Here is a 17,286-nt window from a genome sequence, read left to right as displayed (position 1 = left end):
TTCAAGCCGTCGGGCAGGTCGAGTTCACGACAGCAGACTGGCGCGACCTGAACGGATCCGCCTTCTGGTGCCAAGCCGGGCGGTTCGGATCACGCTGGGGAAGTCTGGGTGGCTCGGCAGGAAAGTCAGCAGCTTTCGCCCGCGGAGGGATCGGCGACCAGATAGTGGGGTCGGCTCGCGCGGCGCGGCTTGACCGAGTGCGGTACCTGCTGAATCCCACTCAGGATCTCGCGCACGGAAAAGCCGGAGCCGGTGCCGAGGTTGAAGCCGCCGGCAGATCCCTCTTCCAACAGCTTCAGCGGGGCGACGTGCGCTGCGGCAAGATCGGAAACATGGATGTAGTCGCGCATCGCGGTCCGGTCGGGTACAAATCGTAAGTGGGTTCCCATAGCCCTTAGTCGCTGCCCCGTTTCGCGTCCAACCTGTCCGGCAAGAAGAACCCGGCCAGCGGTGCTGACCGGGTCAGTCAAGGGGAGGAAGACAATGTGTCGTCCATGTCCCGCAACCCCGCGCATTCTGAGCCGTTCCCACCCAATTGCCGAATGCTACCGCACCGTGAAAACTTGCTGATCCAGGTTAATCTCAACAGCTTCCCGGATATGCTTCATCCCGAGTTTCTAGGTACGGCATCTGGCTCAACCCCGGGGAACCTCAGCGATGCATATAGGTTAAGTCGGCGAGGTGTTCGCCATGAGTCATTACAGTTTTGGCAGTAGATGATGATCCCGGCGTGCTCGACGTGACCGCATCTATGCTCAAGGAGCTTGGCTGCACAGTTGTTTGTGCGCATAGCGGCCCCGAAGCTCTCGATACACTGGCGAGGAATTTAAGGGATCCGGCTTGCCCACCATCCGCAAGCCGTGCCACATTTTTGGTGTTTTTGATCGGGTTCGCCTGATGGAGGCGATTTTCGCGCATGCCTTTGTCCGAGTCGAGAAGCGCGCCGGCCGGCTCGATCGAGCAGGCTCTCGAAGATTGCCGACGGGAGCTGGCCTCCGCGCGGGCGCTTAATCAGCGCTTTCAGGCGGAACGGTCGGAGCTCGCCGCCGTCTTGGAAGGGTCCAGAGACGCCATCTGGAGCTGGGATCCGGATGGCACCATCGTGCGCTGGAATAAGGCAGCCGAGCATCTGTTCGCTACAGCGCCGAGGAGATGATCGGAACATCTCTCTTGCGCCTGATCCCGTCCGATCGCCTCGTCAAGGCCAAGGCCGTCATCGCGAGCGTCCGGGCTGGTGCATCGTACGTCCACTATGAGACCGTGCGAATCCGCAAGGACGGTACCGCAGTGGATCTGGAAATGACGGTCTCACCCATTCTCTGCGAAGCAGGCGACGTGTTGGGCGCCTCGACCATGTGCCGCGAAATCACCGAGCGAAAGCAATTCGAGCCTCGCTTGCACAACGATTGACCGAGCTGACGGCCATCCACGCGCTTTCGGAGCGACTGCAGGCCGCGAATAGGCTGGACGAGATCTACGGCGCCGCTCTCGATGCCATCACGACCGCCCTTGACTGCGATTGTGCCTCGATTCTCCTCTTCGTGCGAACAAGGTCATGCGGTTCGTCGCCTCGCGCGGCCTGAAGTGCACGCCGACGCCGTATCAAGCGATGGGTGCACGAGGACGTTCTCGAACGCGCTCAGGCGCGGCTCGACAAGAATCCAAACGCCATGCGCACACGCCGCGAGACCGTCGAGCATCCGTTCGGCACACTGAAGATGCGCATGGGCGCGACGCACTTCTTGTGCGTGACGCTGCCGAAAGTAGCGACCGAGATGGCGCTGTGCGTGCTCGGCTACAATCTGACACGCGTGCTGAACATCGTCGGGATGAAACCGCTGCTGGCGGCGGTGAGGGCGTGATACGGGCGTTGCCGCGCGCCGTTGCGGTTCATGGGGCGCGTAAAAGAGCCCCGACATTGCCTCAGGATGAGTTCTGGTCGAGCGGCCGTAAAACTTGCCCAAATTGATCGGACCGCGATAGCCTGAGTTCGACCGCGCCGGTCCGCGTCATGCAACAGCGTTTTTACACGACCAACAGCAGAGAGGTCACAATAGGTCCCATGCCATCGGGGTTGATTGAGGTGTCACAGCGATCCCGAACAAGGCAGGGAGCATCCGATACTTATCGAGTGGCGGCTGATCGAAGTGATCTCCTTGGGCAGGTCGCCAAGCTATTGCCGCATGTCGCGCTAACCCGCGGTTCTGGCAGCATCTCACGCTGGCTTGACACCTCAGCGCAGCGCAAGGCGGCCGGAAAGGGGAGTGGTTATGCGTTTGGCTAAATGCTTGGCGTCCCGGTCCTCACCACGGTACTCCCCCCGAATTTTGGAGGGCAAATCCGATTGTTGCAAGTTTCCGAGTGTAGCCCCGTGTATCCCCCAACATCATTCGCGGCCTACGACCCAGAAAACCCGGGCTACATTTGTTGGCTAAGTCATTGTAAACAGTGGTGCCGGCTGAGGGGATTGAACCCCCGACCTTCGGTTTACAAAACCGCTGCTCTACCGCTGAGCTAAGCCGGCGACGCCTGGAGAAGCGGGCAGGGACCAGCATACGCCGGAGCCCTCCGCCCGTGCGCGCCGCAATACCAGACTTGACCGGAAAGTGCCAGAACCCGCGATCCCCCGATCCAGACATGAATCAGGCGGCCCGAAGGCCGCCTGATCTATCGCGTTCGGTGTTCAAACCGCCTTACTGGCAGATGTGGCGACGGCCGTCTTGGCCCTTAAACCAGGTGCCGGGCGTGCAGACGAAGCCGTTGCGCTGGGCGTAGGTGCGGGTGTCCCAGCCGCGGTTGTCCCAAGAATTATTCCACGAATTATCCCAGCCATTGTCGTAGGCGTAGGCGTCGTTGGTGGCACGGAACGGGGCGGTTGCGATCGCGCCCGCAGTCCCGATGGCTGCGCCGGCCACACCAGCGGCTGCTCCGACCGCGCCGGCGGCGACGTCGGTCGGCCAGAAGCCGGTGCGGCTCCTGTTCCAGTCGTTATTCCAATCGCCGTTGTTGGTCTGGCGATAGGACACGCGACGATGCCGATAGCCGCTATCGGTGTACGGATTTCCCGGTCCGACGTTCTGGCAGTTGGCGTTGGGGAATTGCGCCGCGCAGCGGCCGGGATTGGTGATCACGGCCTGCGCCATGGCAGAGCCCGTCACCAGGGTCGCCGCAATCGCCGTGGCTCCGAGAAGTTTGATATTCATGATTGTTGGCTCCCATTTTGTTGACGGGGGCTAAACGCCGAGGACGCCGGACGTTCCGCTGAAACCGGCGGATTTTTGTCAGCAACAGTCAAACGGAAGTGAGCACGCGCCTTGGTTCCAGACTGCTGGATCCGGCGGCGTTAATGCTTCGCTAGCTCGCTTTGGCGCATTTGAGCGGCGCGCAATCCTTACACATTAGGCTTACCGGCAATTGGTGAGAGGGCCTTAACCCTCTCTGCGTCGCCATCGGGTAGGTTTGTCGCCGGATAAATGGGATTTCTTCATGCGCGTTGTGGCGCTCGCTGCCTTTCTGATCGGACTGCCCGCGACGGCGTTTGCCGGCGGCGGCTTCGATATCGTCGTTCCCGGTCGGCCGGGCGTGCCCATCATCATCAACAACATCGACGCGTCCTATGCCGTGGTCGAGGGGACCTGGGGCTTGGGGAAGAACGTCCAGGTGCAGCCCACCATCTATGGCGGACGCTATGTCGCCGAGCGCCAGCCCACGGACGTCGGCCACTACTACCCGACGCTGGGCCTGCGGCCCGGCTACGGCCGGCTCGAGGTCGAGCCGCCCGCGAACCGCAAATTGCCCAAGCCGCCCGAGAGCTATCACCAGAGCTGGGGCGCCCAATCGGCGCCGCTGCCGCCGCAGATGGACGTGCCCGTCAATCCGCCGCCGGTGATCCTCGCGCCTGAGATCAACGACTATCCGCGGCGTCCTCGGCCGCGGCCGCGTGCAGAGATACCCGGCAGGCCGCCGGGTTAAGAAACGAAAACAACAAACGAAAATCAACAGGAGAGAGTAATGCGTCAGATGATTTCGGGACTGGTCGCGGCGGCTGCCGTGATGTTCGCTGCCACCGCGCCCGCCGCGGCCTGCGGCTTCAATCCGTGCCAGCCGGTCGCGCCGGTCTATTCCGGCTGCAACACCGGTTGCGGCGGTTACGGGGCCGGCTACGGCTACGGCTATGGCGCCTATGAGCGTCTCGCCGAGCCCACCACGCAATATTATCACGTCAATCAGGGCCCGACCTACACCGGCCCGGGCGCCTTCGCGCCGTATCCGACCTACCGTGAGGACGCGGTGGTTGCGCCCGCCAATTACGGCTACGGCCGTGGCTATGGCTATGGGCACGGCCATGGCTATCGCGCCGCCGCGGTCGAAGCGCCCGCCGCCTATCCCTACCGCCGCCCGTATTACCGTCCGTATCGCTACGGCTACGGCCCGCGCGCCGGCTATCTGCCGCGCACGCATTACGGCTACGGTCCGCGCTACGGCTACGCCCCGCGCCATGCGCCGTACTATGGCGGCCACCGCGTGCTGCGCCGCTATTACTGATCGCTTGATCGGTTGAGCCAACGAAACGCCCGTCCACGATGCGGACGGGCGTTTTGTTTTGTTACCGCTTCATCAGCCCGAGCCGGCTGGCGCCGACATAGAGCGAGAGCACGGCGGCATTCGAGACGTTGAGGCTCTTGATCTCGCCGGGCATGTCGAGCCGCGCCACGACGCTGCAGGTTTCGCGTGTCAATTGCCGCAGGCCCTTGCCTTCCGCGCCCAGCACCAGCGCGAGCGGCTCGCGCAGGGTGACCTCGGAAAGATCGGCGCTGCCTTCACTGTCCAGCCCGACGGTCTGGAAGCCGAGCTCGTTCAGCGTGGTCAGTGCGCGGGCGAGGTTTTGCACCGTCACCATCGGGACCAGCTCCAGCGCGCCGGAGGCGGCCTTGGCCAGCACGCCGGTCGCTTCCGGACTGTGGCGCGCGGTGGTGACGATCGCCTTCACCGCAAACGCCGCCGCCGAGCGCAGGATCGCGCCGACATTGTGCGGGTCGGTGATCTGGTCGAGCACCAGCACGATGCCGTCCTGCTCCAAATCCTCGATGTCGGGCGAGGGCAGGGGGTCGGCCTCGGCGAGCAGGCCCTGGTGCACCGCGTCCGGCGACAGCAGCCGGTCGATCTCCTGGGGCCGGACGATCTCGGGCGTGACCGGGATCGCGATGTTCTCGTCCGCCAGACGCCTTGCGGCGTTCTCGGTCAGCGTCAGCTTGCGGATCTGCCGCTGGGGGTTGGCGAGCGCCATGGAGACGGTGTGCCAGCCATAGAGGATGACAGGACCGTCGGTGTCCGAATCGCGATCGCGCCGGGCCGGGCGCCCGGCGGATTTTCCGGGCCTGTTGAAGGGCTTAGACCCGCCGCGGGGGCCCCTCGGGTTGAATTTTCGATCCTTCATGGGCTCGCTTGTGTCACGGGTCCCGGAATATGGCAATTTGGGTGGCTTCGGGGGCGATTTTAGCTGTTCGCCTCGGTTGACTTTACCCCATCGCTTCGCCGATAACCGCGCCCGGTCGCGCCCCCATCCGGGCTGTCGCGGCCTTCACGTTCCATGGCCGTCTTCGGTCGCCGGCAAGGTCCGGCCCGATTGTGCTGCCGTCGAGCGGGGGAGTGTCCCGAGTGGCAAAGGGAGCTGACTGTAAATCAGCCGCCTTATGGCTTCGCAGGTTCGAGTCCTGCCTCCCCCACCATCCTGTAATTGCTAGAGAATTTTTAATTCTCTTGCCCCCCTTTGCCTCCGAGCGCAATCCCTCCGTTTTCCCTCCGAGCCCCACTTCAGGCCCCACTAATCCCGTTGCTACCTTCCCCGACGAAGGGGCGGGGGTGGCCCGGGCCGTCGTCCACGAGCTTGGCCACCGAAACAGTAACGGCCTAAGCTGCTCCAGATTCGAGCCGAGGGGGGCAAAGGCTAGTATTCAAGAGTGCATCACAGAACAGCCAGCGCCGCGTCGGTCGGTCGAGCAAGAGCGAACACGCCGCCAAGCTGCGCAAGCTCGACATGATCGTCGACGCGAAGGCGTTGAAGGGCCTGCGCGGCAAGCTGAAGAACATGGAAGATGGTCAGGCGGCTCGCGCCGAGAAGTTGAAGATGAGGGCCGCGCTTCAGCGCCCAGCCGTTGATCCGACGAAGACTCGGAAGCAAGCGAAGAAGATCGCCGCGAAGCTGGCCGAGCGGATGCGCGACGTCATCGTCGAGGTCAAGAAGAAGCCCCGATGAAGCGCCTTACCGGTTTTGGCGACTGCCATTCCCCAGCGCACTACCCCCTGCCTACTAGCTCACTACCGTCAGTCTGTCCGGCCGGCGTGATTGCAGCTAAGGTTGAATCCCTTGAGCCCTTGATACACAGCGCCTGGCGCTCGAAAATCGCAACTCAGTTGACTCGTTCCCGAGTCGTATTGCTTTGAATGGTAGGAATAGTGTCTAGGAATCAAGAACAAGCATGAACGCCGTCGAGATTGAGGAAGCCATATCGGTCCTTGCCGAGCAGCCTTTCAACGGCGGCGAGTTTCCGTATCTGTTCCTGCAAGCGTTCGGGAATAAGGAAACCACGATCAAGCGGCTGCGCGCTGGCGCGTCGAACAAGTCCGACCTGGGCGGCGTCCTGCAAACCAATAACATCCATATCGCCGCCGCTGCGCCCGGCGCGGTAACGAAAACGCTGGCCGCGCTGAAGGCCAGTCCGGCCACGGCGAAGGCGAAGGCGCGGTTCATCCTCTCAACCGACGGTGAGGATTTCGAGGCGGAGGATTTTGACAGCGGCGAAACCATTGCCTGCGCCTATGCCGACTTCCCCGATCATTTCGGTTTCTTCCTGCCGCTCGCCGGAATCACTACCGTCAAGCAGGTCCGTGAAAGCTCCTTCGACATCCGCGCCACGAGCCGCATGAACCGGCTCTATGTCGAGCTTTTGAAAGACAATCCCGATTGGGGTGCCGCCGCGCGCCGCCACGACATGAACCACTTCATGGCTCGGCTGATTTTCTGCTTCTTCGCCGAGCGTACAGACATCTTCCACGGCAGCGGCCTGTTCACCCAGACCGTCGAACGCATGAGTGCCAAGGACTCGTCCAACACCCATGAAATCATCGGCGAGTTGTTCCGCGCCATGAACACCAAGCGCGATGACCGCGAGAGCGCCGACATTCCCCGTTGGGCCGATGCCTTTCCCTATGTGAACGGCGAACTGTTTTCCGGCAGCGTCGACGCGCCGCGCTTTTCCAAGATCGCCCGTTCCTATCTCATGCATATCGGCAGCCTCGACTGGACGAAGATCAACCCTGACATTTTCGGGTCGATGATCCAGGCCGTCGCCGAGGACGAGGAACGAGGCGCGCTGGGCATGCACTACACGTCCGTGCCGAACATCCTCAAAGTCCTCAATCCGCTGTTTCTCGACGATCTGCGCGCCCGGCTTGCGGAAGCGGACGACAATCCCCGTAAACTGCTGAACCTCCGCAATCGCATGGCGAAGATCAGGGTCTTCGATCCGGCCTGCGGTTCCGGCAATTTCCTTGTCATCGCCTACAAGGAAATGCGCGCGATCGAGGCCGAGATCAACAAGCGGCGGGGCGAGGCCGACCGGCGCACGCATATCCCGCTTACTAATTTTCGCGGCATCGAACTACGTGATTTCCCGGCTGAGGTTGCGCGGTTAGCGCTGATCATCGCGGAGTTTCAGTGTGACGTACTCTATCGCGGGCAAAAGGAAGCCTTGCAGGACTTCCTGCCGCTCGACGCGCAAAACTGGATCACCTGCGGCAATGCCCTGCGGCTGGACTGGCTCAGTGTATGCCCCCCAACGGGAACAGGCCTGAAGCTCCACGCTGATGATCTATTCCATACGCCGCTTGATCAGGCGCAAATTGATTTCGAGAACGAGGGTGGTGAAACCTACATCTGCGGCAACCCCCAGTTCAAGGGAGCACGAAAGCAAACAAAAGCTCAAAAAGAGGACATGGCACATGTCTTTGGAGGAGGAAACGAGTTCAAGGACTGTGACTATGTGACTGCCTGGTACTTAAAGGCAGCCGAGTTTGCGGAAGACTGCGACGCGATCTTTGCGTTTGTCTCAACCAGTTCGATTAGTGAAGGGGAGCAAGTAGCTCATCTTTGGTCTCATCTCTATAGGCTCGGTTGCCATATCATTTTTGCACACCAAGGATTCAAGTGGAGAAACAACGCATCTAACAACGCGGCGGTGCAGTGCGTAATCATTGGCGTTGGGAGGTCCAAGCCAGCACGGTGTACGTTGTATGAAGGCGAGACAAAGAGGGACGTCGAGTCGGTCTCTCCGTACTTGATAGCTGGTCCAGAATTGTACGTGAAAACGAGAGATGTGCCGCTATCTCAGGAACTAAACTGGATGGTTTCTGGCAGCATGGCTCGCGATGGCGGTAGCCTCATTCTGACACACGACGAAGCAAAAGCTCTAATCCACGACGAACCGACTGCGATGGAATTGTTAAGAGAGCTCGTCGGGTCCAAGGAGTTGGTGCACTATAGGAATAGGAAGTGTCTTTGGATTGATGATGAGTGTTTGCCGATCGCACAAAAAATAGCTGCCGTGTGTGAGCGCATTCAAGAGGTGAGATCGTTTCGGGAGGCGTCTCCGGCGAAAACGACGAAAGGGTACGCCGCAATCCCCCATAAGTTCGCGCAGCGCGCTCACAAAAATACCATAGCAATCGCGGTGGCGGCAGCTTCATCGGAAGAAAGGGAATACCTTCCCGCAGATATTTTCGATCAGAACACGGTAATTTCCAACCTCGCTTTCGCTGTTTATGATCCGTCACTGTGGGAGTTCGCAGTTGTATGTTCGAAAATGCATATTGCGTGGGTCGCCACGGTATGCGGAAAACTGGAAACTCGACTTCGATATTCGTCCACTCTCGGCTGGAACACTTTTCCGCTCCCCTTGCTCACAGAAAAGAACAAAGCTGACTTAACTCGCTGCGCCGAGGACATCCTGTTGACGCGCGAGGCGCATTTCCCCGCGACCATCGGCGACCTCTACGATCCGGAAAGAATGCCAGCCGATTTACGCGCTGCGCATGACCGCAACGACGAGGTGCTTGAGCGCATCTACATCGGCCGCCGCTTTCGAAACGATACGGAACGGCTGGAAAAGCTGTTTGAGCTTTACACTAAGATGATCGCGTCGCCGGGGGCTGCGACGAAGAAGAAAAAGGCTGGGGCAAGCACGTGACCGACGACAAGAAAACCATTCCTTCCGTTTCGGTCTCCTATGCCCGCAACGGTACCTCGACCAAGGCCAACGCGCTCGGCATGCGGGAGATGCAAGAGCGCGCCTATGAGCGGCGCGGCGAGCAGTATCTTCTCATCAAGTCGCCTCCGGCATCAGGCAAGAGCCGAGCGCTTATGTTCATAGCCCTCGACAAGCTCACTAATCAGGGATTGAAGCAAGCCATCATCGTTGTGCCGGAGAAATCCATCGGCGCGAGCTTCCATGACGAGCCTCTGACCAAGTTCGGCTTTTCGGCCGATTGGATCGTTGCGCCCAAATGGAACCTTTGCGACGCGCCCGGCTCTGACAATGGCGGCAAGGTCAATTCTCTCGGTGCGTTCCTCGACAGCGATGATAGGGTTCTGGTCTGCACCCATGCGACCTTCCGCTTCGCCGTGGACAAGTTCGGCGTTGAGAAGTTCGACAACCGGCTGATCGCGGTGGACGAGTTTCACCACGTTTCCGCCGACCCCGAGAGCAAGCTCGGCCAGCATCTCGGCGCGTTCATCGCCCGCGACAAGGTGCATATCGTCGCCATGACCGGCTCATACTTCCGGGGTGATGCTGTGCCGGTGCTGGCCCCGCAGGACGAGACGAAGTTCGAACCCGTCACCTACACCTACTACGAACAACTCAACGGCTACGAATATCTCAAGCAACTCGACATAGGCTATTTCTTCTATTCTGGCTCCTATGCCGACGACATCCTCGCCGCCCTCGACCCGGCCGAGAAGACGATCATCCACATCCCGAACGTCAACTCGCGCGAGAGCACGAAGGACAAGATCAAGGAGGTGGAGCACATCATCGAGGCCTTGGGCGAATGGCAGGGGACCGATCCTGCGACCGGGTTCCAATTGGTCAAGCGGCCGGACGGAAAGGTGCTGCGCATCGCCGATCTCGTCGATGACGATCCGGCCAAGCGGGACAAGGTTTCGGGGGCGCTGAAAGACCCCGCGCAAAAGAACAACCGCGACCATGTGGACATCATCATCGCGCTCGGCATGGCCAAGGAGGGCTTCGACTGGATTTGGTGCGAGCACGCGTTAACCGTTGGCTATCGATCCAGCCTTACTGAGATCGTGCAGATAATCGGCCGCGCGACCCGTGATGCGCCGGGCAAAACCCGCGCCCGTTTCACTAATCTGATCGCCGAGCCGGATGCCTCCGAGGAGGCGGTCACCGAGGCCGTCAACGACACGCTGAAAGCCATCGCCGCCAGCCTGCTGATGGAACAGGTGCTCGCGCCGCGCTTCAACTTCACGCCGAAGAATACGCAGAGCGGCCCGGCTGACGGCTTCGACTACGGTGAAGGCGGCTACGACCCGAGCAAAGGTAATGTGGGCTTCAATGAGCAAACCGGGCAGTTCCACATCGAGATCAAGGGGCTTGCCGAACCCAAGAGCAAGGAAGCCGCACGCATCTGTACCGAGGATCTGAATGAAGTCATCGCCGCTTTCGTTCAGGACAAGACCACCATCGAGCGCGGGCTGTTCGACGAGGAACTGATCCCCGAGGAACTTACCCAGGTACGGATGGGGAAGATCATCAAGGACAAGTATCCCGAGCTTGACGAGGAAGATCAGGAGGCCGTGCGTCAGCACGCCATCGCCGCCCTCAATATCACGCAGAAGGCCAAGCAGATTGCGCTTGGCGGCGACGGAGCTGGCGGCGATGACCAGCCGAGCGCCAACACTGCGCTGATCGATGGGGTGCGGAAATTCGCGATGGACGTTCGTGAACTTGATATCGACCTCATCGACCGGATTAATCCATTCGGCGAAGCCTATGCCATCCTCGCCAAGGCTATAAGCGAGGAAAGCCTGAAGCAGGTTGCCGCGGCCATCGCCGCCAAGCGCACCAGCCTGACGCCGGAGGACGCTAAGGAGCTTGCCGTCCGCGCGTCGCGGTTCAAGAAGGAGCGCGGCCGGTTACCCTCGATCGACGCCCAGGACCCTTGGGAAAGGCGCATGGCCGAGGGCGCCGTCGCGTTCATGCGCTTCAAGAAGGAGGGCCGCTATGACGGATGACCTCGATCTTGACGAACTGGCGGCGGACCTCGCCGACTTCGCTCCGCAGGACAAGAAAAGCGGCCGTAGCCCACGCGAGGAACGCATTATCGCAGGCTTCGAAGAAATTCAGCGCTTCGCCGAGGCCCACGGCCGCGCGCCAACGCATGGCGAGAGCAACGATATATTCGAGCGGCTTTATGCCGTGCGCCTCGACCGCCTGCGCGGACTCGAAGAATGCCGTTCGCTTCTCGCACCGCTCGACACGCACGGCCTTTTGGCAGGCGCGCCGACGCCCGCCGTCGAGCCTGCCGAATCGATAGATGACGATGAATTGCTTGCCGAGCTGGAAGGCATGGGCGCGTCCGACATTACCGAGCTTCGCCATGTCCGCACCGCCGCCGACAAGCGAGCGGCAGAGGAAATCGCCAACCGCACGCCATGCAAGGACTTCGATAACTTCAAGCCGCTGTTCGTTCAGGTGAAGAAAGACCTCGACGCCGGCATACGCCAGACGCGGCTATTCCAGACGATGGCCGAGATCAAGCAGGGCGAGTTTTTCATCGTCGGCGGCCAGATCGCTTATGTCGCGGAAGTCGGCGAGGAATTTATGGCCGAGTACGACCGGCGCGACAGCCGCTTGCGCGTTATTTACGACAACGGAACGGAAAGCGACGTGCTTTTGCGGTCTCTACAGCGTGCACTCCACCGCGACGGAGCGGGGCGACGGATTACTGATCCAGTCGCTGGGCCGCTGTTCGCCGATGTGAGCGAAGATGGAGACCTTGCCAGCGGCACGATCTACGTGTTGCGCAGCAAATCCGACGATCCCAAGATCGTCGCCAGCCGCGATGTTCTGCACAAGATCGGGGTGACAGGCGGCAACGTCGAAACGCGGATCGTCAATGCTCGTCTCGATCCGACTTTCTTAATGGCTGACGTAGAAATCGTTGCCACCTACAAGCTGTCCAATATCAATCGGACGAAGCTCGAAAATCTGATCCATCGAGTCTTCGAACCAGCGCGCCTTGATATTATGATCAAGGATCGCTTTGGCCATCCGATTGTCCCGCGTGAATGGTTTCTCGTCCCGGTATTTGTGATCGATGAGGCTGTAGAGCGGATCAAGGATGGAACAATTACGGACTACCGCTACGATCCAAAAACGGCCTCGCTGGAGCCGATTGTTGGGTAGACACTCGCCCATCGTATCTGATCACCGAATACACGAAGCGAGGCCGTGTGGTTCAAGCCTTACATGAGTTAAGCGCGACCGGAACTTTCGTTCGTCTCGTTGAGCAGCAACCGTACAGCTTCCATTGTGAAGGCCGCTGACACGAAGGAGCCATACTCCTGCAATTCGTCCCCCTTGGCTTCGTTCGCCTTATCGACGACCACTTTCGCGCTGAAAGCGTGGATCGATCGGGCGCATAGTTCGACCGCCCGGTGAAATCCGTAAACTTCCATATCGATCCCGGCAACCTTCCGATGCTGACCTTTTACGGCTTCTAAGCGCGCTTCGCTTGCAATCACGGCTGAACCGCTCGTGAATGCCGCCAGTTTCGGCGTCGATAATTTCGATGGGCGATCGCTTCCGGAAAACGATGCTTCTAGACGTGAAATCAAACCCCTCGTCTCGAGAAGCTTGCTTAAAGTTAGACGGGTATCTTGTTGAATGCTTACTTGATAAGGCTCGGCCTCAAAGGCCTCCTTGATCCACTTTCCTGATTGATACTCCCAGACTACATCGGCAATCAAAAGTTGGCCAAGCTCCGCGTTGTCTCCGATGCCCGCACAAATGCCGCTCATTGCAACAACGGAGGGGCTGTAGAGCTCCAGGGCGCGCGCCGTTGTCACGGCCGCATTGATAATACCCATACGCGGCAAGAGAACGATGGCCCCAGCGCTCCCTTCAATCTCAGTTTCCCATAGATCTAAGCCCTCTCTTTTGGTGCTGTCTTCCGTGAATCTCGGTAACTTGAGGTAGGCGTCTCGTTCCTTCTTGAGTGCGGTAAAGAGCAAGAAATCGTAGCGGCCCTTTTCCTTTGACTGTGCTATGAAAATATCGAGGGCCTGAGACCATGTCTGGCGATCGTTATAGTCGTAGATGATGCAGCCCCGCGAGGCGAATGCGCTTTGATGAAGGTTCGCCTCATCCGGATAAGCCGTGATTGCCAATACAGGCACCCGCTGCAATCGCGAGTAGTCGAGCATCTTGAGGAGTTCCAATCCGGCGCTCCGCGTTTCGCCACCTGAAACAGCTGGCATCCTGATGTCGATGATGCAGAGATCGATCGGCTTGCCTGCTAATTGGGCGAACTGCGCTATGTTGCCAATGCGTTTAATCCCGTTCTCCTTAATGCCCTTTGCGCGCAGACTGTCTCGTATTACTGCCCATTTGTTTTCGTCGTCCTCAAAAACAACTATTGCCATTTCAGCTTTCCCAACAGCGCGTCAAATGCAGCTTCCCATTCTGGTGTTTTGTATGAGTATAGAACTGCGCCGAGCACTTCTTGCCGATACTTGGCGGACAGTACGCGTGCCGCCTGATGCAGTCTTACACGTTCGCCCCCGACGATAATGTCCGGATACTGCGTGACGATGATTACCTTTGTAGAGACCTTTGTGCTCGAAAGGGCCCGTAAGATCTCTATGCCGCCGACTGCCTGACCGCCGCCACCACTGCCGTCGTCACCAGTGCTTGAAAAGGTCGGCAGAGCCATGTCAACAATGATGAGATCGTAAGCTCCCTTCATCACTTCGAGCACCGCCTGTCGCACCCCGATCGCGCGCGTTAGTTCTGATGCCGCGAGTCCCGTTTTCAGGAGGCGTCGCGTAAGATCTTCTGCCTTGTGCTCTTCATCTTCGATCAACAGCACTTTCATTCTGTTGATCCGCTTGCTTTTGCGAGTTCGACCGTCAACAAAAAGGATACCGTGCATTGATCGCCATCGATCTTATACGCAGCGGTAGCTGTCCCTTCGCTGCTCCTTGTTATATAGCGCAATTTCTTTATGCCCGAGTAACCCTCAACTACCATTGCCTCTCCGGGGTCATCGGAGCTGAAGTTCTCTTCTAATCGCGTCTCATGCAGAGGACGTTCAGCAACATCATCAAACGTTGACGTGACTGACACCCGCAATTGTGACAGCCGCTCGCTTGATTTCGCCGTCTGATTTGCTGCAATCGTAATAGGGGCCTCTGCGTCACCGTATTTTAGAGCGTTTCGTAGAAGGACGAATAGGCAGTCATACATTCTGTGGACTGAAAGACCGTCGATCACAACTTCAAATGCGTCGCCTTGCCAATCGATCGCGCGATCGTTGATCAGGTTTCCGCCATTGGCTTCGAGGAAAATAAGGTCGCCGACTTGACGCGTAGTGGCGCTGACGAACCCGTCTTCCGGTTGCCGAAACCAGCTGGCCAGCCGCGTAAATCGCTCGTGTACGGCCTCACGCAATTGCGCTCGGTACTGTCCCTGCATATCGTCCGCAAAATGCCCGAGATGCGCCTCTATGTCGTCGTAGGTCCGCTTCAAAAGGTCGACTGATATGAGTCTGGCTGCGGCTTGCAGTTGCGGGTTGATCTCATGCCAGCAAAAGCGGATCAGAAGCTCATTCATTAGTTCGATGCTCGGTAGTACGGCAGTCATCGTGCTGCTCAGCGCCGCGATGCCTAGAAAGGTATTCTCATCGCGTTTTAGGGAAGCGATGAAGATGCCATGCGGTTTCGAGTCAGTTCGGAATTGCAGAATGTCGCGCCGCAGGTGCTCAATGAGCCGCTGATAGCTCTCTATCCACGCGTCGTTAGCCGCGACAAATCGATCATCATACTTAAGGATGTGATACGATGGGCGCTCGATAAGGTCTTCGACGCCTCCGCGCATCATTCCGGTCAAGGTATTGTGCCGGATGCGCCGTCCGAGATAAGATTCAATTCCAAATTGACGGTTTGTGCAGAATTGCTCATAGGCGATTTTGGCGACTTCCATCAATACGTAATCAAAGGCCTGAACGGCCGGAATATCAATCGTCCCTGTGTCCACTAGCTGTCCATGCTCAATCTTAGCAGATCTCGCCGGCACGCTAAGATTATGCTCGATCATCTTGATGTATTGTTGCGCGTAAGTGCTAGGATTTGCGACGAGCCATTCTTGCATTGCGATGCCATCAACATAGAGGCGACTATCATCGAAGTATTTTCGCAGTTTTGCCACCTGGCGCTGTGCTTCGATTGCGTCGGCTTCGACAAAGTAGGCGATAGAGTTTCGTTGACGACCAACCGCCCTCAACAGAGCTTGCCTCGTGGTATCAGCTTCGTCCGCTGAACTCACCAGCCAGTAGAGTTTTTGCAGGGTCTGCCTGTCGAGTATTTTGACTAGGTAGTTGGCGATCTGGGGTGTGCCCTTCAGGAGCCATTCGATAAACTCTTGTAGACTTCCGCGAAACTGCGTGTTGACGGTCTCGCAGAGCGCGAAGCGGAACTTAAAATCAACATCTTCGTCGCGGCTTCGAGCCTTGTGAAGTGCCAATGCCAAGACGGTCACTAGAGGCCGTGATGCTTCCTCTGCGGAAACATACAGCCGCTCCAGCTCCACTTCGGTGAGAAGATATTCCAAACCAGTCGTGTGCTCGCAGATGAAGCGCATTTCGTGTTGATCAAAGCGAGCAGCATTCCCAACCGTTTGAAGATATGTGATCAGTTGAACGGTTTTCAAAAACGACCCGCAGCATTGATGCTTCAAGAAATCGTTGGGTTCCCGAAAGCCCTGCAACGCCTTCGTAAGATCGCGCACCGTGAGAGACTCGTGTGCCGCAAAGGAACGATCGATTTTGGGCGACAGCTTCGACAACAAACGGGGGGCTAGGACAGCGTCAACAAACGCGCGGTAGCGCGCGCAATCCACAAACTCGGTGAATGCGAAGGCGCGTTGGTAGTAGACCATGTCGGCTTCGGCCGCTGACACGTCGTTGTACAGTGCGCGGGCATCAAACGGAGTATTTGCGAATGCAGATAGAGCTCCGACAATGCTTGGGTCGAGTAAATCGAGGACGAGCGATCTGATATCATCCCACCGATCACCAAAATTCAGCGCAGAAGTAATTCCGCAGATCTCATCTATGAGCGACATCGAATGGGATTTGCGAAGTAGCGCGCCCAGATCAGGCCGCGAGAGCGGCGCGGGGACAAGGTCATGTAAGGCTAGAAGCTTGCGATAGTCGTCTTCCTTAAGCTTCTGATGAATCTGGACGCGTGTGGAAACGCCGGGAAAGTAAGCGAAATTGTCGTCGACCAATTCCATCGCTATGAAATAGGGGCCCGGATTTCGAGATTGAGCGACTTTGTTCGCAATAAGCTGGAAGGGTTCCTGAAGCGCGGCGTCATCAGGAAATCGAGCCATCAAATAGGCAACTTTCCGAACGCCATAACTCGAAGCGCCAAATTGTTCGGTGAATTTGGCAAGCGCTTGCATTGCATCGGACGCTGGGGAGGTCGGGATAGCGGCGAAGGTGCGGATCGCATCGACAATCTTACAGGTCTCTTCTTTCCATCCGTTTAGATGCCCTACGACGAATGCAATCTCTCTTTCGATGGAGGCAGGCTCTAAGGAATGAATGCGGAGGAGGCTGCCGTAATCCCGCCCCAGGTTCGCGAACGGGAATGCCCCAGATTTGCCAAGCAGAAGCGTCACGCACTGGGCTAGATCTCGTGGTGACGCCGCCTGCCGCAACGCGTTCATGACCGCGATCGGCGGCCGTGTTGCGCGCTCGTCGGCAAGCGCTCCACGAATTAGGTTGCGAGTCCGCAGATCGCGGATCTTCACGATCTCTCGGAAGGCGGTAACCCGGGTTCGGCGTAAGAAGGCGGATTTTCCATGGCTGAAAGCGCGCGGTCTGGATTTCTTCACGAAATAACTAAGTCGCTTGATATTGTGCGTTGCAGCATCTTCTGATTCCCTAGAGCAGTACAAGTATAGTAGCTAGCATATGGCT

12 protein-coding genes, 2 tRNA genes and 3 pseudogenes are annotated in these 17,286 nt (G+C 58.5%); 10 read left to right on the top strand and 7 right to left on the bottom strand.

Annotated elements, in window-relative coordinates; translation table 11 throughout:
- Window position 1: 1 nt before the first annotated feature.
- Window positions 2–365: pseudogene (locus N551_RS36985) on the bottom strand (UDP-glucose 4-epimerase GalE); the annotation flags it as partial.
- 551 nt (window positions 366–916) lie between these two features.
- Between N551_RS36985 and N551_RS39665 the strand changes: the two are divergent.
- The 3 genes and pseudogenes from N551_RS39665 to N551_RS0114565 form a co-directional block, all read left to right on the top strand.
- The gene (locus N551_RS39665) at window positions 917–1,156 is read left to right on the top strand and encodes a PAS domain-containing protein (RefSeq protein WP_027567573.1); all 240 of its coding nucleotides are present in this window, start codon (window positions 917–919) and stop codon (window positions 1,154–1,156) included.
- A pseudogene (locus N551_RS39270) lies at window positions 1,141–1,410 on the top strand (PAS domain S-box protein); the annotation flags it as partial. The gene N551_RS39665 and the pseudogene N551_RS39270, both read left to right, overlap by 16 nt.
- Window positions 1,411–1,595: 185 nt before the next feature.
- Window positions 1,596–1,862: pseudogene (locus tag N551_RS0114565) on the top strand (transposase); the annotation flags it as partial.
- A 587-nt stretch (window positions 1,863–2,449) separates the two neighbouring features.
- Here N551_RS0114565 and N551_RS0114560 read toward each other — a convergent pair.
- Window positions 2,450–2,524, bottom strand: a tRNA-Thr gene (locus tag N551_RS0114560).
- Window positions 2,525–2,693: 169 nt separating this feature from the next.
- Window positions 2,694–3,203, bottom strand: coding sequence for a hypothetical protein (locus tag N551_RS0114555; protein ID WP_035961364.1), 510 nt, complete (start codon window positions 3,201–3,203; stop codon window positions 2,694–2,696).
- Window positions 3,204–3,486: 283 nt separating this feature from the next.
- Between N551_RS0114555 and N551_RS0114550 the strand changes: the two genes are divergently transcribed.
- On the top strand, window positions 3,487–3,972 hold the full coding sequence (locus N551_RS0114550; protein WP_027567569.1) for a hypothetical protein: 486 nt from the start codon (window positions 3,487–3,489) through the stop codon (window positions 3,970–3,972).
- Window positions 3,973–4,011: 39 nt separating this feature from the next.
- Entirely contained in the window at window positions 4,012–4,545 is a 534-nt protein-coding gene (locus N551_RS0114545) for a hypothetical protein (protein WP_027567568.1), read from the top strand.
- 61 nt (window positions 4,546–4,606) lie between these two features.
- On the opposite strand, the gene rlmB is transcribed toward N551_RS0114545, so the two are convergent.
- Window positions 4,607–5,437 (bottom strand): 23S rRNA (guanosine(2251)-2'-O)-methyltransferase RlmB, encoded by an 831-nt coding sequence (rlmB, locus tag N551_RS0114540; protein ID WP_027567567.1) that lies wholly within the window; start codon window positions 5,435–5,437, stop codon window positions 4,607–4,609.
- Window positions 5,438–5,643: 206 nt separating this feature from the next.
- Here rlmB and N551_RS0114535 point away from each other — a divergent pair.
- The 5 genes from N551_RS0114535 (at window position 5,644) to N551_RS0114515 (ending at window position 12,488) form a co-directional block, all read left to right on the top strand.
- Window positions 5,644–5,729: transfer RNA gene (locus tag N551_RS0114535), tRNA-Tyr, on the top strand.
- Window positions 5,730–6,037: 308 nt separating this feature from the next.
- Complete coding sequence (locus N551_RS0114530; protein ID WP_027567566.1) at window positions 6,038–6,256, top strand: hypothetical protein; 219 nt, start codon at window positions 6,038–6,040, stop codon at window positions 6,254–6,256.
- 223 nt (window positions 6,257–6,479) lie between these two features.
- A complete protein-coding gene (locus N551_RS0114525) occupies window positions 6,480–9,245 on the top strand; it encodes a DNA methyltransferase (protein WP_027567565.1) in 2,766 nt (921 codons plus the stop codon).
- Entirely contained in the window at window positions 9,242–11,314 is a 2,073-nt protein-coding gene (locus tag N551_RS0114520) for a DEAD/DEAH box helicase (protein WP_027567564.1), read from the top strand. Before N551_RS0114525 ends, N551_RS0114520 begins: the two co-directional genes overlap by 4 nt.
- Window positions 11,304–12,488 carry a GIY-YIG nuclease family protein gene (locus N551_RS0114515; RefSeq protein ID WP_027567563.1) on the top strand — a complete coding sequence of 395 codons (1,185 nt, stop codon included), beginning with the start codon at window positions 11,304–11,306 and terminating at the stop codon, window positions 12,486–12,488. Before N551_RS0114520 ends, N551_RS0114515 begins: the two co-directional genes overlap by 11 nt.
- 68 nt (window positions 12,489–12,556) lie before the next feature.
- Here N551_RS0114515 and N551_RS0114510 read toward each other — a convergent pair whose 3' ends face one another.
- The 3 genes from N551_RS0114510 to N551_RS0114500 are packed head-to-tail and all read right to left on the bottom strand — an operon-like array spanning window position 12,557 to window position 17,117.
- Window positions 12,557–13,726: a response regulator gene (locus N551_RS0114510; protein WP_027567562.1), complete on the bottom strand. Its 1,170-nt coding sequence runs from the start codon at window positions 13,724–13,726 to the stop codon at window positions 12,557–12,559.
- Window positions 13,717–14,178, bottom strand: coding sequence for a response regulator (locus tag N551_RS0114505; protein ID WP_027567561.1), 462 nt, complete (start codon window positions 14,176–14,178; stop codon window positions 13,717–13,719). The genes N551_RS0114510 and N551_RS0114505 overlap by 10 nt, the downstream gene beginning before the upstream one ends.
- Complete coding sequence (locus tag N551_RS0114500; RefSeq protein WP_155809685.1) at window positions 14,175–17,117, bottom strand: hypothetical protein; 2,943 nt, start codon at window positions 17,115–17,117, stop codon at window positions 14,175–14,177. The genes N551_RS0114505 and N551_RS0114500 overlap by 4 nt, the downstream gene beginning before the upstream one ends.
- Window positions 17,118–17,286: the final 169 nt, after the last annotated feature.

This window comes from Bradyrhizobium sp. URHA0013, assembly GCF_000518345.1.
GTDB lineage: Bacteria > Pseudomonadota > Alphaproteobacteria > Rhizobiales > Xanthobacteraceae > Bradyrhizobium.
The sequence above is the reverse complement of the archived record's forward strand: the minus strand, read 5'-3'. Positions and strand labels throughout refer to the sequence as shown.

What these genes read in the sequence shown, in the direction of transcription:
- N551_RS39665 (WP_027567573.1), top strand. Translation starts at nt 917, where the DNA reads ATGCCTTTGTCCGAGTCGAGAAGCGCGCCGGCCGGCTCGATCGAGCAG.
- N551_RS0114555 (WP_035961364.1), bottom strand. Translation starts at nt 3,203, where the DNA reads ATGAATATCAAACTTCTCGGAGCCACGGCGATTGCGGCGACCCTGGTG.
- N551_RS0114550 (WP_027567569.1), top strand. Translation starts at nt 3,487, where the DNA reads ATGCGCGTTGTGGCGCTCGCTGCCTTTCTGATCGGACTGCCCGCGACG.
- N551_RS0114545 (WP_027567568.1), top strand. Translation starts at nt 4,012, where the DNA reads ATGCGTCAGATGATTTCGGGACTGGTCGCGGCGGCTGCCGTGATGTTC.
- rlmB (WP_027567567.1), bottom strand. Translation starts at nt 5,437, where the DNA reads ATGAAGGATCGAAAATTCAACCCGAGGGGCCCCCGCGGCGGGTCTAAG.
- N551_RS0114530 (WP_027567566.1), top strand. Translation starts at nt 6,038, where the DNA reads ATGATCGTCGACGCGAAGGCGTTGAAGGGCCTGCGCGGCAAGCTGAAG.
- N551_RS0114525 (WP_027567565.1), top strand. Translation starts at nt 6,480, where the DNA reads ATGAACGCCGTCGAGATTGAGGAAGCCATATCGGTCCTTGCCGAGCAG.
- N551_RS0114515 (WP_027567563.1), top strand. Translation starts at nt 11,304, where the DNA reads ATGACGGATGACCTCGATCTTGACGAACTGGCGGCGGACCTCGCCGAC.
- N551_RS0114510 (WP_027567562.1), bottom strand. Translation starts at nt 13,726, where the DNA reads ATGGCAATAGTTGTTTTTGAGGACGACGAAAACAAATGGGCAGTAATA.
- N551_RS0114505 (WP_027567561.1), bottom strand. Translation starts at nt 14,178, where the DNA reads ATGAAAGTGCTGTTGATCGAAGATGAAGAGCACAAGGCAGAAGATCTT.